Annotated in this window: 23 protein-coding genes and 2 pseudogenes; 12 read left to right on the top strand and 13 right to left on the bottom strand. The window is 68.6% G+C overall.

Annotated elements, in window-relative coordinates:
• Positions 1–94 precede the first annotated feature (94 nt).
• Positions 95–395: pseudogene (locus J7I98_RS40955) on the bottom strand (pirin family protein); the annotation flags it as partial.
• Positions 396–494: 99 nt separating this feature from the next.
• Between J7I98_RS40955 and J7I98_RS11885 the strand changes: the two are divergent.
• The 3 genes from J7I98_RS11885 (at position 495) to J7I98_RS11895 (ending at position 2,449) form a co-directional block, all read left to right on the top strand.
• Complete coding sequence (locus J7I98_RS11885) at positions 495–746, top strand: hypothetical protein (RefSeq protein ID WP_214920612.1); 252 nt, start codon at positions 495–497, stop codon at positions 744–746.
• A 577-nt stretch (positions 747–1,323) separates the two neighbouring features.
• Positions 1,324–1,671 (top strand): hypothetical protein, encoded by a 348-nt coding sequence (locus tag J7I98_RS11890; protein WP_214920613.1) that lies wholly within the window; start codon positions 1,324–1,326, stop codon positions 1,669–1,671.
• A gap of 499 nt (positions 1,672–2,170) precedes the next feature.
• A complete protein-coding gene (locus tag J7I98_RS11895) occupies positions 2,171–2,449 on the top strand; it encodes a hypothetical protein (RefSeq protein WP_214920614.1) in 279 nt (92 codons plus the stop codon).
• A gap of 29 nt (positions 2,450–2,478) precedes the next feature.
• On the opposite strand, the gene J7I98_RS11900 is transcribed toward J7I98_RS11895, so the two are convergent.
• Positions 2,479–2,670: a hypothetical protein gene (locus J7I98_RS11900; protein WP_214920615.1), complete on the bottom strand. Its 192-nt coding sequence runs from the start codon at positions 2,668–2,670 to the stop codon at positions 2,479–2,481.
• Between the two features lie 285 nt (positions 2,671–2,955).
• Here J7I98_RS11900 and J7I98_RS11905 point away from each other — a divergent pair, with 285 nt between their 5' ends.
• Positions 2,956–3,303, top strand: coding sequence for a hypothetical protein (locus tag J7I98_RS11905; RefSeq protein WP_214920616.1), 348 nt, complete (start codon positions 2,956–2,958; stop codon positions 3,301–3,303).
• A gap of 192 nt (positions 3,304–3,495) precedes the next feature.
• Here the strand turns inward: J7I98_RS11905 and J7I98_RS11910 are convergent, their stop codons facing one another.
• The 3 genes from J7I98_RS11910 to J7I98_RS11920 form a co-directional block, all read right to left on the bottom strand.
• Complete coding sequence (locus tag J7I98_RS11910; protein WP_214920617.1) at positions 3,496–3,786, bottom strand: hypothetical protein; 291 nt, start codon at positions 3,784–3,786, stop codon at positions 3,496–3,498.
• Positions 3,787–4,105: 319 nt separating this feature from the next.
• Positions 4,106–4,396, bottom strand: coding sequence for a hypothetical protein (locus J7I98_RS11915; RefSeq protein WP_214920618.1), 291 nt, complete (start codon positions 4,394–4,396; stop codon positions 4,106–4,108).
• 223 nt (positions 4,397–4,619) lie between these two features.
• Positions 4,620–5,102: a hypothetical protein gene (locus J7I98_RS11920; protein WP_214920619.1), complete on the bottom strand. Its 483-nt coding sequence runs from the start codon at positions 5,100–5,102 to the stop codon at positions 4,620–4,622.
• A gap of 608 nt (positions 5,103–5,710) precedes the next feature.
• Between J7I98_RS11920 and J7I98_RS11925 the strand changes: the two genes are divergently transcribed.
• On the top strand, positions 5,711–6,508 hold the full coding sequence (locus J7I98_RS11925; protein WP_214920620.1) for a hypothetical protein: 798 nt from the start codon (positions 5,711–5,713) through the stop codon (positions 6,506–6,508).
• Between the two features lie 74 nt (positions 6,509–6,582).
• Entirely contained in the window at positions 6,583–6,858 is a 276-nt protein-coding gene (locus J7I98_RS11930; protein ID WP_214920621.1) for a hypothetical protein, read from the top strand.
• A 245-nt stretch (positions 6,859–7,103) separates the two neighbouring features.
• Here J7I98_RS11930 and J7I98_RS11935 read toward each other — a convergent pair.
• The 4 genes and pseudogenes from J7I98_RS11935 to J7I98_RS11950 all read right to left on the bottom strand — a co-directional run.
• A pseudogene (locus J7I98_RS11935) lies at positions 7,104–7,397 on the bottom strand (IS3 family transposase); the annotation flags it as partial.
• Between the two features lie 198 nt (positions 7,398–7,595).
• On the bottom strand, positions 7,596–8,549 hold the full coding sequence (locus J7I98_RS11940; RefSeq protein ID WP_214920622.1) for a pirin family protein: 954 nt from the start codon (positions 8,547–8,549) through the stop codon (positions 7,596–7,598).
• Between the two features lie 117 nt (positions 8,550–8,666).
• Entirely contained in the window at positions 8,667–9,128 is a 462-nt protein-coding gene (locus tag J7I98_RS11945; RefSeq protein ID WP_214920623.1) for an SseB family protein, read from the bottom strand.
• A 52-nt stretch (positions 9,129–9,180) separates the two neighbouring features.
• Complete coding sequence (locus J7I98_RS11950) at positions 9,181–9,816, bottom strand: hypothetical protein (RefSeq protein ID WP_214920624.1); 636 nt, start codon at positions 9,814–9,816, stop codon at positions 9,181–9,183.
• Positions 9,817–10,087: 271 nt separating this feature from the next.
• Between J7I98_RS11950 and J7I98_RS11955 the strand changes: the two genes are divergently transcribed.
• From J7I98_RS11955 to J7I98_RS11970, 4 genes are all read left to right on the top strand, one after another.
• Positions 10,088–11,914 (top strand): acyl-CoA dehydrogenase, encoded by a 1,827-nt coding sequence (locus J7I98_RS11955; protein WP_214920625.1) that lies wholly within the window; start codon positions 10,088–10,090, stop codon positions 11,912–11,914.
• A gap of 99 nt (positions 11,915–12,013) precedes the next feature.
• Positions 12,014–12,727 carry a hypothetical protein gene (locus tag J7I98_RS11960; RefSeq protein WP_214920626.1) on the top strand — a complete coding sequence of 238 codons (714 nt, stop codon included), beginning with the start codon at positions 12,014–12,016 and terminating at the stop codon, positions 12,725–12,727.
• A 71-nt stretch (positions 12,728–12,798) separates the two neighbouring features.
• Entirely contained in the window at positions 12,799–14,097 is a 1,299-nt protein-coding gene (locus J7I98_RS11965; RefSeq protein WP_214920627.1) for a M18 family aminopeptidase, read from the top strand.
• Between the two features lie 106 nt (positions 14,098–14,203).
• On the top strand, positions 14,204–14,431 hold the full coding sequence (locus J7I98_RS11970; protein WP_214920628.1) for a DUF6458 family protein: 228 nt from the start codon (positions 14,204–14,206) through the stop codon (positions 14,429–14,431).
• On the opposite strand, the gene J7I98_RS11975 is transcribed toward J7I98_RS11970, so the two are convergent.
• Positions 14,422–16,251 carry an NHL domain-containing thioredoxin family protein gene (locus J7I98_RS11975; protein ID WP_214920629.1) on the bottom strand — a complete coding sequence of 610 codons (1,830 nt, stop codon included), beginning with the start codon at positions 16,249–16,251 and terminating at the stop codon, positions 14,422–14,424. The genes J7I98_RS11970 and J7I98_RS11975 overlap by 10 nt on opposite strands.
• Positions 16,252–16,313: 62 nt before the next feature.
• On the bottom strand, positions 16,314–17,111 hold the full coding sequence (locus tag J7I98_RS11980) for a carbon-nitrogen family hydrolase (protein WP_214920630.1): 798 nt from the start codon (positions 17,109–17,111) through the stop codon (positions 16,314–16,316).
• A 196-nt stretch (positions 17,112–17,307) separates the two neighbouring features.
• Between J7I98_RS11980 and J7I98_RS11985 the strand changes: the two genes are divergently transcribed.
• Positions 17,308–18,132, top strand: a complete 825-nt coding sequence (locus tag J7I98_RS11985) for a maleylpyruvate isomerase family mycothiol-dependent enzyme (RefSeq protein WP_214920631.1) — start codon at positions 17,308–17,310, stop codon at positions 18,130–18,132.
• A 33-nt stretch (positions 18,133–18,165) separates the two neighbouring features.
• Here J7I98_RS11985 and J7I98_RS11990 read toward each other — a convergent pair whose 3' ends face one another.
• Positions 18,166–19,476 carry a nitrate/nitrite transporter gene (locus tag J7I98_RS11990; RefSeq protein ID WP_214920632.1) on the bottom strand — a complete coding sequence of 437 codons (1,311 nt, stop codon included), beginning with the start codon at positions 19,474–19,476 and terminating at the stop codon, positions 18,166–18,168.
• Positions 19,473–20,144 carry a GntR family transcriptional regulator gene (locus tag J7I98_RS11995; protein WP_214920633.1) on the bottom strand — a complete coding sequence of 224 codons (672 nt, stop codon included), beginning with the start codon at positions 20,142–20,144 and terminating at the stop codon, positions 19,473–19,475. The genes J7I98_RS11990 and J7I98_RS11995 overlap by 4 nt, the downstream gene beginning before the upstream one ends.
• A 183-nt stretch (positions 20,145–20,327) precedes the next feature.
• Between J7I98_RS11995 and J7I98_RS12000 the strand changes: the two genes are divergently transcribed.
• Complete coding sequence (locus tag J7I98_RS12000) at positions 20,328–21,248, top strand: D-alanyl-D-alanine carboxypeptidase family protein (RefSeq protein ID WP_374225112.1); 921 nt, start codon at positions 20,328–20,330, stop codon at positions 21,246–21,248.
• Positions 21,249–21,255 lie beyond the last annotated feature (7 nt).

A 21,255-nucleotide genomic window follows, 5' to 3' on the forward strand; every position in this document is an offset into this window, starting at 1 on the left:
GTCCCCACCCGACCACGCCCACCGGGGCGGGGCCCTTGGTGGGGACCCGCCCGAGTGAGAGTCCGGCCCGTGGGGCGCTTTGGGCGCTTTGAGGACCGCACCCGAAGGGTGTCCGGGGGCCCGGGGGCAGGTCGGGCCCCGCCAGTACGTACACGACGCCGTTGAAGTCCTCACGCCACGGCAGCGTGATCTCGCACCCGGCGCCGGCGTCGCGTGAACCATGGCGATCGGGGTGTGGGTGATGCCGGGACCCTGGTGGCCGTCCAGCTCGCCGGCGATGACACGCAGGAGCGCACCGCCGTCCGGAGACATCAGCAGCTGCATGCGTCGCGGATGTCCTGGCACTTCGGCGCCATCATCTTGCCCTTGGCCGGCAGGTTCACCCACACCTGCATCCGTCGGCATGGAATACCCCGGATGACTACTGCTAGTGTTCGTTCAGTCACGGTAGGCAATCAGCCTCAACGTACATGCAATGAAGGACCGAGGGTTCCATGCGTAAGTTTCAGCAGGCCATGATCGCAGCGGTGGCGGCCGGCGGTCTGACCGCCATCGGCGCCGCCGCCGGTACCGCCCACGCCCACGGCGGCGGCGGGCCGCAGGTGAACGACCTCTACCGCCCCTACCAGGAGTGCAGTCCGCAGACGGTGGCCGCGAGCGACCTCCCGATCGCCGCGCTCGGTCTCGCCGAGACCTTCGACACAACCTGCGGCCAGTACAACAAGGCCTTCACTCACTCTGACTGAGGTCGGCGGCGTAACTCGTGCAGGATGCTTTCCGCGAGCCCCTCGGGGTCACCCCCCGAAGGGGCCCGTTCATGTGTGGCCGCCCGGAGCGCGAGGCTGCTCCTCTGGCCCGCATGCGTTCGCGACGGCTCTGAAATCCGGCGCGTCGATGGCCGGTTGCCGGCATTTCGGATTGGCTTGCCGTAGCCATGAGGAGCCGGTCAATCGCAGATCGCATCCGTTCGTTCAAACCGCTGAAGACGATGCGCACATGCTTCGCACGGTGGACGTCGCAGCAGTCGCCCTCGGCAGCATCGCGTTCCTCGGCACCGGTACCGCCCACGCCGGCGGAGGGCTGGGGACTGCGCTCAGCAGCGAGGGCCCGGCGGGCGCCCGGGCCACATCGACCGGCTCGGGCATGTACTGCGGCAACAGCGCCTTCAGCAGGTCAGCCCTTCACTTCGTAAGCGAAACGGACCCGAACGTCCCGGACATGGGTCGGACGCCGGAGCCCGTCTCTCCGACATCCCCAGGGCCCGGCGCGGCCGGTTCGCAGCGCACGGCGCCCGGGGCACCCCCCACAAAGGAAACGCATCATATGTTCAGTAGGAAGAAGATCGCGGCCGTCTCGGGGCTTCTTGGCAGCCTCGCCGTGACCTGTACCTGCGGCATCCAGGCGTATGCCGCAGGCCCCCAGAGCAACTGCACTGTCGACAATCAGGGCAACACCACCTGCATCCAACGGACCCTCAGCACGCCCGAGGGTGACGGGTTCGTCGTCCGCCAGACGCAGAGCTGTGTGCCGCTGCAGCCCTTGTCGCTGCCCGTCATCGGCCTTGTGAACAAGGGGAAGAAGCGGATCGGGCCCGAGGTGACCTGTGCCCCCAACACGACGGCACCCGACAACAGTGACGACAGTCGGGAGCTGCCTGGCCTGCTGGGCTGAGCCCCGGGCGGAACCTTCCGACCCCTTCCTCACCTTTCAAGCAGCGGATGGCCGGACCGGGACGACCTGGGCCGGTCATCCGCTGCTTTCGCGTCTACGCGAGCGCACGGTCGCGCAGCTCATACGGCCAAAGTCGGGCGGAACGTCAGGCCATCGGTGCGGTCGGCCTGACACCATGTGCGGTCGCCCTGACACCGTGCATTCCGGGACCGCGCATGGCGCGCGTCGGCGGGCAAACGGGTGACGGCCCCTCACCGCCCGTGACTCGGCCCCGGGGAAGCGTCGTTTCAAGGAGAGAACGGTGAGCCCACGATCAGCCGCATTCACCAGCCCCCTCATCCCCCTTCAAGTCCGTGGAGGGGCGGACAGAGGGGTGCCTCGCCATAAGCCGACACGCGCATAGGAGGCCCAAGATCCCAAATGACTACGTTCCGTGTGTATATGCTCACATTAAGTAGTCAAGCCAGGGCGTCAAGCCCAGCTAAGAAAGGGTCAAACTATGCGCAAGTTTCAGCGGGCCGCGATTGTAGCCGCAGCGGTCGCGGGGCTGTCCACCCTCGGCGCCGGCGTCAGCTTCGCCAACGACGGCTACGACGGTGGGGTCACCGCGATTGCTTCCTCGCAGGCCAACGCCGTGGCCAACTCGGGCGGCCCGCACGGTCACCCGCACGGCGGCCCGCACGGGGCTCCGTGGTTCGCTCCGCAGAACGGTGTCAGCTTCACGCCGGAGGACGGTCACGGCGGGCCGCACGGTCACGGTGGTCCGGAAGGCCACTAAAGAAGCGCCGAGGGCTCGATGCGCACGTTTCAGCGGGCTGCGGTCGTAGCCGCAGCGGTCGCGGGGCGGGTGGCTCCGTACTTCACGCCACAGTGGGCCCCGTAGGCCGTTTCGCAGGTGGTCGCGCCGCAGCCCGCACCCTGGTCGGCCCAGCAATCGGTCGCCTCGCGGACCATCGCGTCGCACATCGCCTCGAAGCGCCACAACAGGCGCATCAACATCCGTCACCGTATACACCGTATGCAATTCGCACGATCTGAACCTCCATGTCCTGGATCAGCTCGGGCTGCTCAACGGTGTGCTGGACAACACCCTCAACGGCAAGGCAGCCCGGACGCGCAGCAAACCCACCAGGGTGCGCGCCCGGGCTGCATCAATTGCCGTCGCCGGACGCAGCTGAAGACGCGTCAGGCGCTGGGTCCCGTAGTTCGAACTTCTCCAAGGCTCGGGCGCACGCCGACCAACGGCACAGGCGCCCGGGCCTCGATTGCAAAGGAACGCAGCACATGTTCAGTCGGCAGAAGATCGCAACCGTCTCGGGGCTCCTCGGAAGTCTCGCCGTAATCTACGTCGGCGCCACGCCGGCGTTCGCCGGTGAACGCCCGGGCGATTGCAAGACCTCCGCCGTGGGTGAAACCACCTGCATCCGCAAGAGCGAGATCGTCCACACCGACAAGCACGGCAGGTATGTCGTCAAGCAGACGCAGGAATGCTCGACGACCTTCCGGCCGAACTTGCCGGGGCCCAAGGACAACGCGCTGAACACGGGGTCCAAGAAGGTCGGGCCGGTAATGGACTGCTCCAACAACGCGCCGCTGCCCAAGGGCTTCAAGCGGCCTCACTTCGAGTTCTGAGAAGCGATCGGCGAATGCCGGACCGGGATCCGCTCCCGGTCCGGCATTTCGACTTTCTGGGGTGCGTTCGACCGGAACTGTCCCGTACCTCGACGGTATGGGACAGTGCTTTCCGGCAACATAAAAGCCTCGGTGCCCCGGCCTGTGGCCGGGGCACCGAGGAAGGTTCTAACTCACTTACCGTCACGCGCCCTAGAAGGCGCTGTTGTTGCAGCCCATGGTCGAGCCCATGTGGGTCTGCTGTGCGCCGGCGTTGCCCTCGCCGTTCAGCAGGTTGCCGCCCAGGCCGTTGAGGATGCCGACCTGACCGAGGACGTCGAGGTTGGTGTCGTGCGACCTGCAGGTGCTGCTCTGCACGATGTTGAAACCATTGCCGCCTTTGCCCGAACCCCAGCCGCCGTCGGCGTGAGCAGTGCCGGCACTCAGGAGTCCGACGCTGCCGAGGGCAGCGACCAGGACGGCAGCCTTGCGGAGCTTGTGCATTTCATCTCCGGTGGAGTGAGGTGAATGCGATCTGCGATAGATCGACTTCGTACGATTACGGAGGCTAATAAGAAATATCCCCATAACTCCCTGCGGCGCGCCGAATTCAGGGAATCCTCACCACCTTGGCCGATGGTCGGGAAATACCGTGCCCCGTGAGCGAATCGCGACATCGGCACCTGGCCCCGTCGGCTCGGCCGCCGCCAACAATGCCGATCGGATGGCCATTTCGACACAAAAGAGGGTCCCGGCGCCGAGCCTGAGGCTCGGTGCCGGGACCAGTTTCCCGCTCTCGGCCGTCTATGCGACCGACACGCGCCTAGAAGGCGCTGTTGTTGCAGCCCATGGTCGAACCGAGGTGCGTGTCCTGTGCGCCCGGGTTGCCCTCGCCGTTGAGCGCGCTGCCCAGCAGGCCGTTGAGGATGCCGACCTGGCCGAGGACGTCGAGGTTCAGGTCGTGCGACTTGCAGTTGGAGCTCTGCTGGATGTTGAACTTGTCGCCGCCCTTGCCGCCGTGCCCACCCCCGCCGGCGTGGGCAGTGCCGGCGCTCAGGAGTCCGACGCTGGCGAGGGCGGCGACCAGGACGGCAGCCTTGCGAAGGTTGTACATGTCATCTCCGGTGGAGTGAGGTGGATTCGATCTGCAATAGATCGACTTCGTACAGTTATGGGAGGTTAGTACGAAATACCCTCAAAACACCCAGCGACGCGCCGGAATTTCGTGATCTTGTTGCGGAAGCATCCAGAAGCCGCATCGCATACGAGCGGGCCCTTCGGGGGGACGATCCTCGAAGGGCCCGTGCTGGGCGACGATGTCCGGCCGTCCGGTGGCCCTAGCGGGCGGTCGCGAGGGCGTTCGACTGACTGTTGGCCTGGGTGCAGTTGATGCCCCGGGTCTCGGCGCCGGCAAGCAGGGCAACCGGGGCATTGGCGTTGAGCAGGGACTGCGGGCTGCACTCCTGGTCCGGGTGGAAGAGGTTGTTCTGGTTCGCCGGGGTACCACCCTGCGCCGGGGCCGGGGCCGACTGAGGGGAGACCTGCGGGCTGATCTGCGGGCTCAGCTGGGGGTTGACCTGCGGGCTGACGTCGGCGCCCTGCTGTGGTGCCGCCTGCCGCTGCGGGGCCGGCGAGCCGTTGCTGTGCGCGGTGGCCTGCGAGCTGGTCCACGAGGCGGCCTGGGCGTCCTGCTGCCCAACGGGTGGCGGAACAGCACCGTTGTATGCAGCGGGAGCGGCGGCGAAACCGGGACCGGCGCCGATGGCGGACAGACCGCTGGCAGCTGCGACGACGAGCGCGACCTGCTGAAACTTGCGCATGGAATCCTCGGCCCTTCATTGACCTGTGCATGGAACGTACTGAAATGCTGATGAGCCAGTGCAGTTGTTGCTGTTTTTGCTTCCCTGTGCGGCTGTTATGGATCATCGTTCTAGCCCAGTGGGGAACGAGATAAGTACGGGCCCAGTCACGGGAGCCGGGGCGTGGTCACCCATTTGCCAAAGGGTGTGAATCATCAACGGAGGAGTGCGGGCCTCGCACTCGTTCTTGACGGGCCGACAATTCCTCACTCACCCGCGGCGCGACGGGCCCGGCGGTCAAGCAGGACACTACCGCGCAGCGGCGCCGACGCGGAATCGCCGGTCAGCCGGGGCCACATCGGACGGAAACAAAACCGGTAATCCGATCGATGGCAAACGGGTGACGGAATTTGGGATCCCGTGACCGAGCGAGAGGAAATGTCGTTGCCAACTGGGAGAGGGCAGCGATCATGAATTCAGAGAGGGGCTGTCGGCTCCGGCGTGAAGTCCACGTGACAGCCCAGGATTGCCCCTGTCAGGGCGCAGTACGAATATCAGGCCGGGCGCACGCAAGACTGCACTGAATACAACGGATTTCCCTGCACAGGTATTGAAGGGCCGAGGGTTCCATGCGAAAGCTTCATAAGGCCGCGCTCGTCGTAGCAGCGGCCGGCGGTCTGTCCGCCATCGGCGTCGGCGTCAGCCATGCCGACTCTCCCGTCGGGTACGGCGGCGCCAATCCGGCGCCTGCTCCTCAGTACCCAGCACCCCAGGCCGCAGCCCCAGCGCCTGCTCCCCAGTACCCGGCGCCCCAGTACCCGGCGCCGCAGTACCCGGCGCCCCAGTACCCAGCACCCGCACCCGCACCCGCCCCCCAGTACCCGGCACCCGCGCCTGCCCCCCAGTACCCGGCACCCCAGCAGAGTGCTCCGCAGGCCACGGCAGCGTCCGGTTCGGCGGGCACCGCACAGGCCGCCGGTCCGCAGTCCTACCCCCAGCCGGTGCAGCAGGCCGCTCCCCCGGCGCCCGCCCCGCAGCAGAGCGGTTACGCCTCCGCCTCGGCCTCGTCGGGGGGCTCCGCGCAGGCCTCCAACTCGCCGTACGCCCCACAGCACTCCGCCCCGCAGCAGGCCGCCCCGCAGCAGACCGCCCCCCAACAGCCGGCGCAGGTCATGCCGCAGGTAACCCCGCAGACGTCGCCGCAGGTCATGCCGCAGGTCGCCCCGCAGGTCTCCGCACCTCAGGTCTTCAACCCGGAGCCCGCGCCGCGTGTCGCCCCGCAGGTGAATCCGCAGGTGAACCCGCAGGTGAACCCGCTCGTCAACCCGCTGATCGCGCCGGCCGGCCCACCGCAGGTACCGGGGCTCGGCCTCGGACAGGTCGCGGCGCCTCCCGTGGGTCAACTCGGTCTGCCCCGACTCGGCTGATGGCCTCCCCGCAGTTGTCCACCGTCCCAACTCGATCTGCTGCAGATCAGATCCGCTCGATCAACGGAGAAAAAATGCGCAAGCTTCAGAAGGCCGTCATCGTGGGCGCCGTCCTCGGCAGTGTCGGCTCCCTCGGCGCCGGCACCGCCCTCGCACACGAGCGGGGGCACGACGGTTTCGGCGTCACGCAGGGCATCGAGTGCCGCTCGCACGACATGAACATCGACGTGCTCGGCAGCATCGGCGCCATCAACGGCCTGCTGGGCAACGCGCTCAACGGCGAGGGCCACCCGGGTGCGCAGCCCAACCACCTCGGTTCGGACATGGGCTGCAACAGTCAGGCGTTCTGAGCAGCCGCGCTGCACGCTCCTCCCCCAAGACCCTCCCCTCTTCATGTTGTTCGCGGTCCTGCAAGAGGCCCGCTGACCTCCGGGCCCGGCATGACTGCTCCCCCTGGCGATCGAGTGGCCCGGGGTGGTGTCACCGGGCCCGAGAGGTGCCGTGGAGACGTGATGAGAGGTCCGACTGCCGCCCGGCCCGGTCGCGGGCGGCAGGTCTACAACCGTGGACACGCATGACGACATCCACCGGAACAGCCCTGGCAGAACGACTCAGCCAGGGCGTTGTCGTAGCTCGAGCCGACACGTCCATGCCGCGGTGGATGCCGTGCCGGCGGCAGGCGCCGGCCATCTCGTTGGCATCGGTGACGAGTTCGGCGCGCATGTGGTCGGCAATTGACCAACTACGTGATGTCGCCGCACCACTTGGTGTTGAGCGCCGACGCGGTGCAGTCCCTGTTCATCAGGACCGGCGTGGGCGCCGCCCTCTTGTCTGCAATCGTGGTCCGCGTCCTGCGGCGCAGGTACCGACCGACGATGTGGTTGACACGCTTGCCTCCGCGTCACGCGCGGTGCGGAACTGTCGGCCCGACCACAGCCGGCGAACGGCTGCCCTTCCTCTGTGAGAGGTCGCGGGTTCACCATCCCGCCCCGACAGCCGAGGTGGCAGCCCCAGTCAGCCACTGCTCCGCGTGCGGAGCAGTGGCTGACTGGCCGAGAGCCCCTTGCCGGGAACGGGGTACGGTCCCCTAGGACTCGTCTGCGGGCACCTCCCCCAGCCGCCCCGCCTTGAAGTCATCAAACGCCTGGACCAGTTCGGCGTGGCTGTTCATCACGAACGGCCCGTAGTGCGCCATCGGCTCGCGGATCGGCTGCCCGCCCAGGATGACGACTTCCAGGGCCGGGGTGCTGGAGTCCTGCCGCTCGTCCGCGCGGACGGTCAGCGAGGAGCCCGCACCGAAGACGGCCGTCTGGCCGGTGTGCACGGGCCGGCGCTCCGCACCGACACTGCCGCGCCCGGCCAGCACGTACGCGAGACCGTTGAAGTCCTCGCGCCAGGGCAGGGTGACCTCGGCCCCGGGGGCCAGCGTCGCGTGGATCATCGTGATCGGCGTGTGGGTGATGCCGGGGCCCTGGTTGCCGTCCAGCTCACCGGCGATGACCCGGAGCAGCGCGCCGCCGTCCGGGGAGGTCAGCAGCTGCACGCTGCCACCGCGGATGTCCTGGTAGCGCGGCGCCATCATCTTGTCGCTGGCGGGAAGGTTCACCCACAGCTGGAGGCCGTGGAAGAGCCCGCCGGAGGTGACCAGCGCCTCCGGCGGCGCCTCGATGTGGAGGATGCCGGACCCGGCGGTCATCCACTGGGTGTCGCCGTTGGTGATGGTGCCGCCCCCACCGTTGGAGTCCTGGTGGTCGAAGATGCCGTCGATGATGTAGGTGACGGTCTCGAAGCCGCGGTGGGGGTGCCAGGGGGTGCCCTTGGGCTCCCCGGGGGCGTACTCCACCTCACCCATCTGGTCCATCATGATGAACGGATCGAGGTGCTGGTAGTTGATGCCGGCGAAGGCACGGCGTACCGGGAAGCCCTCCCCTTCGAGACCGCCCGGTGCGGTCGTGACAGCCAGCACGGGACGCGCCACGGCGTCACCGGGTGCGGCGACCCTGGGAAGGGTCAGCGGGTTCTCGACGGTCACTGCGGGCACGACAGCCTCCTCGGGTTGTTCATCATTCAACTTAGTTGAAGGGTGAACTTCCTGCAAGGCGGTCGATATTCCCCGACTGGTCCGAACGGCTTCTGTCAGCCGCCTGCGAAGCCGCGGCTAGCCATACATCCGGCGCATCGCGAAGTCGACCATCTGCTCCACCGCTTTCGCGTCGAAGACCATCCGGTGCTCGCCCTCCATGTCGAGGACGAAGCCGTACCCGGTGGGCAGCAGGTCGATCACCTCGGCGCCGGTGATCACGAAGTACTTGGACTCCTTGCCCGCGTACCTGCGCAGTTCCTTCAGCGAGGTGAACATCGGGATGACCGGCTGCTGGGTGTTGTGCAGCGCGAGGAATCCGGGGTTGTCGCCGCGCGGACAGTAGACCTTCGACGTGGCGAAGATCTGCTGGAAGTCCTCGGCGGACAGCGACCCGGTGGTGAAGGCGCGCACCGCGTCGGCGAGCGAGGGCGGCGACGGCTCGGGGTAGAGCGGCTGCTCCCCGTAGCCGCCCTGGGGCGGGGGCTGCGGCGGGGCGTACTGCTGCTGGGCGCCCTGGTTCTGCTCGTACCCGTACATGGCCAACAGCGTACTGAGTACGACCCCCCTCGTGGGCCGGCCGCCCGATCGCTCAGCCCGCGCTGCGCGGGAAGAACCTGATGGGCGTGTCTCCGGTGTACCGGAACTCGCCGCCGGGCAGGCAGTTCTCGATCCGTACCCTTCCCAGCCCGTCGCAGTGTTCCGCGCTCAGCGACATGAAGACCGTGGTCGTGTGCGGACCGACACTGAGCGGCGGCATCGGAGACGTGGCGAAGAAGGCGAACGGAATCCTGTCGGCGAAGGCGATACGCCGCACGATCTCCGGACCGAAGGTGAAGGCCTCCTCCCGGTCCGTGCCGATGTCGTTGACGACGCGGACACCTTCGAGTTTCGAAAGGAAGTCGTCCATGGGGTTGGGCTCGGAGGGGGTGTAGCCGGCCGGGTACCGCGCACCCCGGGAGCTTGCGGCCGTACCCCAGCTCGCGAAGCTCCGGACCCACTGCTCACCCGCGAACGCCTCCCGGCAGGCGGGAGGGCCCATGATCCGTTCACTGATCCCGGGGAACGTGTTGAGGTTGGTTCCGTCCGGAGACAGACAGTTGCGGTCCACGGGCGGCACCGCCGGCGCCTGGACAGTCCGAGCCTGCGCCACGCCGCCACACGCTGCGGCGAGCATCAGAACCAGCGCGGCGGACAGCACCGCGGAGCGGATCCGAGTGGGTCTCATCGGCCACCATCTTTCGGCTTCGTCGTCGAGTCCACGAGCATCCCCCTTATCAGAAAATGCCCATATCGGACACGCCGATCATCTGCCGATTGCCCGGCCCCGGTCACCCCTCGCAGTGCGTCCCGCCGGGGGAGGCCGCCGGAGCATTGCACGCGTCACAGATCGCCCGATAGGGGTTGCTCTTATTACCGACGGGTAGCATCATCGTAGCTACTTGCTAGTAGTAGATGTACGAGGAACCTGCCTCCCGATCCTTAACGGAGCCGTTGCCATGGGTCACTACAAGTCGAACCTCCGCGACATCGAGTTCAACCTCTTCGAGGTCCTCGGCCGCGACAAGCTGTACGGCACCGGCCCGTTCGCGGAGATGGACGTCGAGACCGCCAAGAGCATCCTCGACGAGCTCACCCGCCTCGCGGAGAACGACCTCGCCGCATCCTTCGCCGACATCGACCGCACCCCGCCGGTCTTCGACCCGGAGACCAACACCGCGCCGATCCCGGCCACGTTCAAGAAGAGCTACCAGGCCTTCATGGACTCCGAGTACTGGCACCTCGGCCTCCCCGAGGAGATCGGCGGCACCACCGCCCCCGCGACCCTGATCTGGTCGTACGCCGAGCTCATCCTCGGCTCGAACCCGGCCGTCTGGATGTACTCCTCCGGCCCGGCCTTCGCCGGCGTCCTCTTCAACGAGGGCAACGAGGCGCAGAAGAAGATCGCGCAGATAGCGGTCGACAAGCAGTGGGGCTCCACCATGGTCCTCACCGAGCCGGACGCCGGCTCGGACGTGGGCGCGGGCCGTGCGAAGGCCATCCAGCAGGAGGACGGCTCCTGGCACATCGAGGGCGTGAAGCGCTTCATCACGTCCGGCGAGCACGACATGTCGGAGAACATCCTTCACTACGTGCTGGCGCGGCCGGAGGGTGCGGGACCCGGCACCAAGGGCCTGTCCCTCTTCCTCGTCCCGAAGTACGAGTTCGACTGGGAGACCGGCGAGCTGGGCGCGCGCAACGGCGCCTACGCCACGAACGTCGAGCACAAGATGGGCCTCAAGGCCTCCAACACGTGCGAGATGACCTTCGGCGACCAGCACCCCGCCAAGGGCTGGCTGATCGGTGACAGGCACGACGGCATCCGCCAGATGTTCCGCATCATCGAGTTCGCCCGCATGATGGTCGGCACGAAGGCCATCGCGACGCTCTCGACGGGTTACCTGAACGCTCTTGAGTACGCCAAGGAGCGCGTCCAGGGCCCCGACCTGGCGAACTTCATGGACAAGACCGCGCCCAAGGTCACCATCACGCACCACCCCGACGTGCGCCGCTCCCTGATGACGCAGAAGTCGTACGCCGAGGGCATGCGCGCCCTCGTGCTGTACACCGCGTCCGTCCAGGACGAGATCGCCGTCAAGGAAGCGGCGGGCGAGGACGTCAAGGCGCTGCACGCCATGAACGACCTGCTGCTGCCGATCGTCAAGGGCTACGGCTCCGAGAAGTCGTACGAGCAGCTGGCGCAGTCGCTCCAGACGTTCGGCGGCTCCGGGTACCTCCAGGAGTACCCGATCGAGCAGTACATCCGCGACGCGAAGATCGACACCCTCTACGAGGGCACCACCGCCATCCAGGGCCAGGACTACTTCTTCCGGAAGATCGTCCGCAACCAGGGCGCGGCGCTGAACTCGCTGGCCGAGGACATCAAGAAGTTCCTCGCGGTCGGCACCGGCGGCGAGGACCTGGCCGAGGCCCGCGACACGCTCGCCAAGGCGGCCGTGGACCTGGAGGCGATCGTCGGCGCGATGCTGACCGACCTCGCGGCCACCGAGAAGGACGTCAAGTCGATCTACAAGGTCGGCCTGAACACCACCCGCCTGCTGATGGCCTCCGGTGACGTCGTCGTCGCGTACCTGCTGCTCAAGGGCGCGGCCGTGGCGGCCGAGAAGCTGCCGAACGCCTCCGCCAAGGACGTCCCCTTCTACACGGGCAAGATCGCGGCCGCGAAGTTCTTCGCCGCGAACGTGCTGCCGGGTGTGGGCGTGCAGCGTGCGCTGGCCGAGTCGGTCGACCAGTCGCTGATGGAGCTGGACGAGGCTGCTTTCTAGGCGGTCCGACCCACTTTCCACCTCTGGAAAACCCTCTGGCGACGGGCCGGGCACTTGGTGCCCGGCCCGTTGTCAGTGCACCGTGCGACTCTGGTTGGCATGAGCTCAATGGAACCCCGCAGGGGGGGCTACTCCGTCCCGGCCGGCCGGCCGTACGCGCTCAATGAGCTGCGCGGAAAGCTCGGCTCGCTGGGCGACCAGATCGGCGACCTGTACGACGGCTCGCACCCGCTGGAGTACGAACCGGTCGCCGACTCGCTGTACGTCGCCTTCAAGACGGCCGCCGACCTCGCCCCCGTCAAGAGCTACACCGGCTGCCCCCTGCACCCCAACGGCGCCATCGACCCCGAGGCCCCGACGGGCTGGGGCCGCTGCCTCCTGTGCAACGACCGCCGCCGCCGCGGCGAGCGCAGCGTGCCCGCACCGGCCGAGCAGCGGCGCCTGGGCTATCCCGTGCCGGACCCGCCGTACACGCTGGATGTGCTCAAGGGTTACCTCCAGGGGGTCAACGACCGCGCGTTCTCCGTCACCGTCTCCTCCCCCGCCGAGGAGTTCGTGGAGCTCGCCGACACCCTGCACCGCGCCTTCATCGTGGCCCGCGAGCTGTCCCGTCCGCGCAACGCATCGGGCTGCGCCGACCACCCCGGGTCGCCCATCGACCCGACCGCTCCGCCCGGCGAGGGCTGCCTGTTCTGTGTGGGCAGGCGCCGTCAGCAGCAGCGACCGCCGGGCGCCCCGCAGATGCTTCCGCAGGTGCGCCGGGGCGAGCGCCGGACGATACAGCGGCGCTTCGAACGGCCGCCCGGGCTGTAATGCCCGCATCCGGTCTGTAACCTCCGCAACTATGAGGCGCTCCGTACAAGCGCGTCGTTAGGGTGAACCCCATGAGCGCACCCCCCCGCTTCGACCGCGGCCACACCGACGACCTGATGTCCTTCCTGGCGGCCAGTCCGTCGCCGTATCACGCGGTGGCGAACGCCGCCGAGAGGCTGGAGAAGGCCGGCTTCCGGCAGGTCGCGGAGACCGACACCTGGGACGGCACAGCAGGCGGCAAGTTCGTGCTGCGCGGCGGTGCGATCGTCGCCTGGTACGTGCCGGAGGGCGCCGGGACGCACACCCCGTTCCGGATCGTCGGCGCGCACACCGACTCACCGCACCTGCATGTGAAGCCGCTGCCCGACATGGGCGCGGAGGGCTGGCGCCAGATCGCCATCGAGATCTACGGCGGGACGCTGCTCAACACCTGGCTCGACCGGGACCTGGGCATCGCCGGGCGGCTGACGCTGCGCGACGGCTCGTACCGGCTGGTCAACATCGACCGGGCGCTGCTGCGCGTGCCGCAGCTGGCCGTGCACCTGGACCGGTCGGTGAACACCGACGGCCTCAAGCTCGACCGGCAGCGGCACATGCAGCCCATCTGGGGCCTGGGCGACGTCAACGAAGGGGACCTGATCCGGTTCCTGGAGGAGGAAGAGGGGCTCGCGGAGGGCGAGGTCGCCGGCTGGGACCTGATGGCCCACAGCATCGAGCGCCCGTCCTACCTGGGCCGTGACCGCGAACTGCTGGCCGGTCCGCGCATGGACAACCTGCTGTCCGTGCACGCGGGCGTCGCGGCGCTGGCGGCCGTCAGCGCGGCGGACGACGCCTCCCTCCCGTACATCCCGGTGCTCGCCGCCTTCGACCACGAGGAGAACGGCTCGCAGTCCGACACGGGCGCCGACGGGCCGCTGCTCGGCACCGTCCTGGAGCGCTCGGTGTTCGCACGCGGCGGCAGTTACGAGGACAGGGCGCGCGCCTTCGCCGGGACGATCTGTCTGTCCTCCGACACCGGGCACGCGGTCCACCCCAACTACACGGAGCGCCACGACCCGACGCATCAGCCGCGCGCCAACGGCGGCCCGATCCTCAAGGTCAACGTCAACATGCGGTACGCGACGGACGGCAGCGGGCAGGCCGTGTTCGCGGCGGCGTGCGAGAAGGCGGACGTGCCGTGGCAGAACTTCGTGTCGAACAACTCGATGCCGTGCGGCACGACGATCGGGCCGATCACCTCGGCGAGGCACGGCATCCAGACCGTCGACATCGGCGTCGCGATCCTCTCCATGCACAGTGCGCGTGAGCTGTGCGGGGCGGACGATCCTCACATGCTGGCGAACGCGATGAAGGCGTTCCTGGAGAGCTGAGCGGTTCGGCCGAACCGCCAACTGCGCCTTGAAGCATGGCTGTTCCGGGTCCGGGTACTCGCGTACCTACCAGCCCGGAACAGCCAATACTCCGGAGGCGAGATCCATGGGCATGGGCGGCTGCATCGTCCTCGTCGCAGTGGGGGCGATCCTCACATTCGCCACCGACTGGGAGATGGAAAGCGTCAACCTCGACCTGGTCGGTCTCATCATGATGCTCGTCGGCATCATCGGCATCGCGGTGTACACGAGCGTCCTCAAGCGGCGCCGCACCACACATCTGCCACCTGCCGACGCGCCGCTGGTCGAAGAGCGCTACCGGCACTACGACTGATCGTCCATACCGGCAAGGACCAGACCCAGCCGGGCCGTTCCCTCCGCAGTGATGCGGACGGGGACGCCCCAGTCCTGCTGGTGCACATGGCAGGCCGGGTACTCGTTGGCCGGGTCGTCGTCGCACGACGCCGCCATGGCCGAGACATGCAGGACACCCTCGGTCACGCCGTCGGCCAGCACCAGCTCCCGGCTCAGGTCGGTCCCCGCGCCCTCACCCGAAACCAGCAGCTCCGGCGGGGTCGACGACACCAGCAGCCTGGTGGAGGGCCCGTACCTGAGGTCCAGCTTCTGCCCGGCCGGCGCCTGGAAGATGACGTCCAGCCGAAGCTCCCCGGGGGCCACGTCCGTCGCCGCCCGCTGGGTGCGGTGGGCCCGGGCCTCCACCCGTACCGCTTCGTCCGGCAGCCGCAGCCGGGTCAGCCGGTGGCGGCCGGATTCGACGACGACGATGTCCTCGCCGACGAGTACGGCGCCACTGGGCTCCCTCAAGTCCGTTGCCAGGGTGGTCACTTCGTCCGTAGCCGGATCGAATCGCCGCAGTGCGTGGTTGTACGTGTCGCTCACGGCCACCGACCCGTCCGGCAGCGCGGTCACACCGAGCGGGTGCTGGAGCAGCGCCTGTCCGGCGGCTCCGTCCCGGTGCCCGAAGTCGAAGAGACCGGTCCCGACGGCGGTGTGCACCACCATGTCCTTGTCGACGTACCGCAGCGCACTCGTCTCGGAGTCGGCCACCCACAGCCGGTCGCCGTCCGCCGCGAGCCCCGAGGGCTGGGCGAACCACGCCTCGGCCGCAGGACCGTCCACCAGCCCCTCGTTGGTCGTCCCGGCGGCGACCTCGACGGTGCCGCTGTCCGGGTCGTACGTCCACAGCTGGTGTACGCCGGCCATCGCGATCCACACCTTGCCCTGCCACCAGGCGACGTCCCACGGCGAGGAGAGCGACACCTCGCGGGCCGGTCCGGCGGTCGGCTCGCCCTGCATCCACTGGAAGCCTGTGCCGCCCAGGGTGCTCACCGTGCCGGTCTCCGGGTCGAAGCGCCGAATCAGGTGGTTCACCGTGTCCGCGACCGCCACGGTTCCGTCCGGCAACAGAGCGAGGCCCTGCGGCTCCTGGAACCGGGCTCGCTCCGCGGAACCGTCCGTCGTCCCACGGCTGCCCTGGCCGATCTGCCGTACGACCGTCTCCCCGTCCCCCTCCAACTCCACGAGCTGGTGCCGCGTCGTATCGCTGACCAGGAAGTTCCCGGAGGGCAGCACCACCGCCTTGCCGGGAAAGCGCAGATCGGTGGCGACCGGCTCGGGCGCGACATACGGCCCGTCACCGCGCCGCAGCGTGCCCTTGGCTTCGTGCGCCGTCTCCAGCTCCTCGACGAGCTTCTCGATGGCGTGCGCGTGCCCCTCGCCCGCGTGCTGGGCGACGACGTAACCCTCGGGGTCGATCACGACGAGCGTGGGCCAGGCCCGTACGGCGTACTGCTTCCAGGTGGCGAGCTCCGGGTCGTCGAGGACCGGGTGGTGCACCTCATAGCGCTCGACGGCGTCGACGACGGCCTGGTGCTCGGCCTCGTGCACGAACTTCGGGGAGTGGACGCCGATGATCACCACGGTGTCGCGGTGCTTCTCCTCCAGCTCGCGCAGCTCGTCGAGGACATGCAGGCAGTTGATGCAGCAGAAGGTCCAGAAATCCAGGATCACGATGCGTCCTCGCAGGTCAGCGAGGGTGTAGTCGGTGCCACCTGTATTCAGCCAGCCGCCCTTGCCGACGAGCTCGGGGGCGCGGACACGGGCATGACGCAGAGCGGGGGACGCATCGTTCATGGACCCAGGGTGCCACCCCTGTTCATGGCCGGGCTCCACCAGGGCGTGTCCGGCGGCCATCGTCACGGCAGGCGCAGGCGGCGGTCCTTCAGGGCCGGGAACTGTTCCCGCGTCTCCGTCACCTTCGCCGGGTCGAGTTCGACCGTCAGGACTTCCTCCGCCGCTCCCGCCTCGGCGAGCACCTCGCCCCACGGGTCCACGACGATGCTGTGCCCCGCCTGTTCCACCCCGGCGTGCGTGCCCGCGGTGCCGCAGGCCAGGACGTACGCCTGGTTCTCGACGGCGCGGGCCTGCGCCAGCAGCGTCCAGTGGGCGCGGCGGCGGGCGGGCCAGCCGGCCGGGATCACGAAGGCTTCCGCCCCGGCGTCGACGAGGCCGCGGAAGAGCTCCGGGAAGCGCAGGTCGTAGCACGTGCCGAGGCCGAAGGTCAGGCCCGCGGCCCTGACCGTGACCAGGTCCTCGCCCGCGCTCATCATCACGGCCTCGCCCTTGTCGAAGCCGAAGCGGTGGATCTTGCGGTACGTGCGGACGAGGTCGCCGGAGGGGGAGAAGACGAGGGAGGTGTTGTAGAGGGGACCGTCCGGGTCCAGGTCGTCCCGTTCGACGATCGACCCCGCGTGCAGCCACACCCCCGCGTCGCTCGCCGCCTTCGACATCGCGTCGTAGGTCGGGCCCTCGACGGGCTCAGCCTCGTCCGCGAAGGACTCGTAGGCGAAAGCCCCGACGGGCCACAGCTCGGGGAGGATCACCAGATCGGCGCCGACGTCGCGCTGGTCGCGTACGAGTGAAGCCACGCGTTGGCGGCGGGAATTGACCGGTTCGTCCGGGTCTACTGCGATCTGGATGAGGGAGGCGCGCACACTACCACCGTCCTGGCATTCGAGTCGTCAACACGGGCCTACGATCGTCACACCAAAGCACTGCCAGGGTGCCACGGGGCAGCGTAACTTAGCGTGCGAACCTCCCACGCAGCCCAGTAGTAAGTCCACGCAGCCAAGCCAAAGCCAGCCAAGCCCAGCTCCAGCTCCACCGCCACTGAACCGCACGAGGGGTCCCGTGACCGTCCATCCCAGCCTCCAGACCTACGCCGACGCCTGGACCCACTCCATCGAAGCCATATCCGAGCTGGTGACGCCGCTCGTCGAAGGCGAGTGGAACCGCCGTACGCCATGCCCCGGCTGGTCGGTGCGCGACATCGTCTCGCACATCATCGGCATGGAGTGCGAGATGCTCGGCGACCCGCGGCCGATCCACACGCTGCCGCGCGATCTCTACCACGTGACCTCGGAGTTCGCCCGGTACATGGAGATGCAGGTCGACGTACGGCGCCACCACACGGCGCCGGAGATGACCTCCGAGCTCGAGTACACGATCATCCGCCGCGCACGTCAGCTCCGTAACGAGAACCGCGCCCCCGACACCATGGTCCGCGCCCCGCTCGGCGCCGAGCAGACCCTGGAACTGGCGCTGCGGATGCGGGCGTTCGACACCTGGGTGCACGAGCAGGACCTGCGCGCCACCTTCGGCGTGCCCGGCAACCTGGACTCCCCGGGCGCGCACGTCGCCCGCGACGTCCTCGTCCACGGCCTGCCGAAGGTCGTCGCGAAGAACGCGGGCGCGCCGGTCAACTCCGCTGTCGTCTTCGACGTTCACGGCCCGCTCGAATTCATGCGTACGGTCCGGGTGGACGGGGAAGGCCGCGGCAGCGTCGACGGCACGCCCTCGCTGGGCCCGCTGGCGACGATCGCCCTGGACTGGGAGACGTATCTGCGCCTGGCCTGCGGGCGGGTGCGGTACGAGACGGTCGCCGACCGCGTCAAGGTCGAGGGCGACCGCGACCTGGCGGACGCGATCCTGCGCAACTTCGCCGTCACGCCCTAGCAGTTCGCATCACGCCGTAGTGGTTCAGCGCCGTCAGGCGGGGACGTGTACCGCCTCGACGCGGCTGGCGACCAGGTGGTCCCGCTCGCGGCGGGCCGTCCGCGTGCGCAGGCGCAGGATCTGTACGACGCCGAGCGTCTCCAGCACAAAGACGGAGGCGAACGCGATCCGGTAGTTGTCGCCGGTGGCGTCGAGCAGGACGCCCACCGCGAGCAGCGTCGTCATCGAGGCGGTGAAGCCGCCCATGTTGACGATCCCGGACGCCGTGCCCTGGCGCTCCGGCGGGTTCGCGGGGCGGGCGAAGTCGAAGCCGATCATGGACGCCGGGCCGCAGGTCCCCAGCACGGCGCACAGCGTGATCAGCAGCCACATAGGGGCGTGGTCGCCCGGGTACGCAATCGTCGTCGCCCACAGCAGGGCGGTCGCCCCGACCGTGCCGAGCGCGAGCGGCGCGCGGGCCGCGCCGTGGCGGGCGATGACCTGCCCGAAGACCAGGCCCAGCGCCATGTTCGACACAACGACCAGGGTCAGCAGCTCCCCCGCGGTCCCGCGCGACAGCCCCTGCGCCTCCACCAGGAACGGCATCCCCCACAGCAGCAGGAACACCATCGCCGGGAACTGTGTCGTGAAGTGGACCCACATCCCGAGCCGCGTCCCGGGCTCGCGCCACGAGGCGGCGATCTGCTTGCGGACGTACGACGCGCCGGCGTGCTCGGCGGGCGCGGGCTCGTGCCCTTCGGGGTGGTCCTTGAGGAAGAGCAGGAGCAGTACGAGGACCAGGACTCCGGCGGCCGCGCTGCCGCCGAAGGTCGCTGTCCAGCCGACGCCGTGCAGCAGCCGCGCGATGACCAGCGTCGACACGAGGTTGCCCGCCATCCCGCACAACGCCGCGACCTGCGCGATCAGCGGGCCCCGCCGGGCGGGGAACCAGCGGGCACCGAGCCGCAGTACGGCGATGAAGGTCATCGCGTCGCCGCAGCCGAGGAGGGCGCGGGCTGCGAGAGCCATGCCGTACGAGGGGGAGAAGGCGAAGCCGAGCTGCCCGAGCGTGAACAGCACGACGCCCAGCGTCAGGACCTTCTTCGTGCCCCAGCGGTCGACCATGAGGCCGACGGGTATCTGCATCCCGGCGTACACGAGGAGCTGAAGTATCGAGAACGTCGACAGTGCGGACGCGTTGACGTCGAACCGGTCGGCGGCGTCGAGGCCCGCCACACCCAGGCTCGTACGGAAGATGACGGCGACGAAGTAGACGGCGACACCGATGCCCCAGACGGCGGCGGCCCGGCGGCCGCCCGGTGGATCGCCGGGCAGGGAGGCGGCGGGCGCGGCGGGATCCCTCACCGCTCCTCACCCCTGACCAGCACCTTGACCCGGCTGACATGGCGGCGTACGCACTGCGCGGCGGCTTCCACGTCGCCCGCCCTGATGGCTTCGAGCATCTCGGCGTGCTCGGTGATGTTCTTGGCGATGCGGTCGGGGTGTGCCTCCATGATGGTCACGCCCATGCGCAGCTGGCGGTCGCGGAGCTGGTCGTACAGCCGGGAGAGGATCTGGTTGCCGGCGTTCCGGACGATCTCGGCGTGGAAGCACCGGTCGGTGACGGCGACTTCGGCGAGGTCGCCTTCCTCCGCGCGCTGTTTCTGCTCCTCCAGGAGCTCTTCGAGGCGGGCGATCAGGGCGGGGGATGCGGGTACGGCGCGGCGTACCGCGAACTCCTCGACCAGCAGCCGGGTCTCGACGACGTCGGCGATCTCCTGCGCGGAGACGGCGAGGACGAGGGCGCCCTTCTTCGGGTAGAGCTTGATGAGCCCCTCGACCTCCAGCCGCAGCAGCGCTTCGCGCACCGGAGTCCTGGACACGCCGACGGCCTCGGCGAGGTCGCCCTCGGTGAGGAGGGTGCCGCCTTCGTAACGGCGGTCGAGGACAGCCTTCTTGATGTGCGCGTAGACGCGCTCGGCGGCGGCGGGGATCTTCACAGGGGCGGCGGAGGCGGCGGGCGCGGCAGGCATGCGCACAGCTTAGATACAACAGGGGTGCAACAGAAAGCCGCGTCCGCATCGCGAAACAGCACTACGGCCGTACAACCGTTCGTCACGCTCATGAGTCTGGTATCGGGGCGCCCTTTCCTGGGTGGCCCCCTTTCAACGCATTCGCGAACTCGGAGCGTTTCCTTGATAACCAGCCTCTCGGGCGTGCGCAGAGCCACCGCGGTCCTCGTCACCACCGGCGCCCTGCTGACCGTCTCGCCCCTGGCCGCGCCCGCGCAGGCGGCCACCGCGCCGTCCGTCACCGCCAAGGGCGCGTTCATGCTGAACAACGCGACCGGCGCCACGGTCTACAGCAAGGGCGCTGACACCAAGCGCCAGATGGCCAGCACGACGAAGATCATGACGGCCGCCGTGGTCCTCAGCACGAGCGGCGTCGACCTCAACCGCAAGGTGACGGTCAAGCAGGCCTACCGCGACTACGTCACCGCGCAGGGCGCGAGCACCGCCGATCTGAAGACCGGCGACAAGGTGACCGTCCGTCAGCTGCTGTACGGGACGATGCTGCCGTCCGGCTGCGACGCGGCGTACGCCCTGGCCGACGCCTTCGGCACCGGCACCACCGTCTCGGCACGCAAGACGTCCTTCATCTCGAAGATGAACGCGAAGGCCAAGTCCCTCGGCCTGACGAACACCAAGTTCGACTCCTTCGACGGCATCTCGACGACGGGCAACAACTACACGACCCCGCGCGACCTGGCGAAGATCGCCCGCTACGCGATGAAGAACAGCAACTTCCGCGCCGTCGTCAAGGCCACGTCGTACAAGAGCACCGCGACGACCAGCACCGGCGGCACCCGCACGTACACCTGGTACAACACCAACAAGCTGCTGGGCTCCTACAGCGGCGCCATCGGCATCAAGACCGGCACCGGCACGTCGGCCGGCCCCTGCCTGGTCTTCGCCGCCACCCGCGGTACAAAGACCCTTGTCGGTGTCGTCCTGAACAGCACCACGGTCACCGAACGCTACAACGACGCCGGCAAGATGCTGAACTACGGCTTCGGCACCAGCACCACGACGACCATGAAGCTGCGCACCCTGCCCTCGGGCGCACAGCAGGACTGATGACGTA

Source organism: Streptomyces sp. ISL-98, assembly GCF_018614055.1.
In the GTDB taxonomy this organism is placed as follows: Bacteria; Actinomycetota; Actinomycetes; order Streptomycetales; family Streptomycetaceae; genus Streptomyces; species Streptomyces spiramyceticus.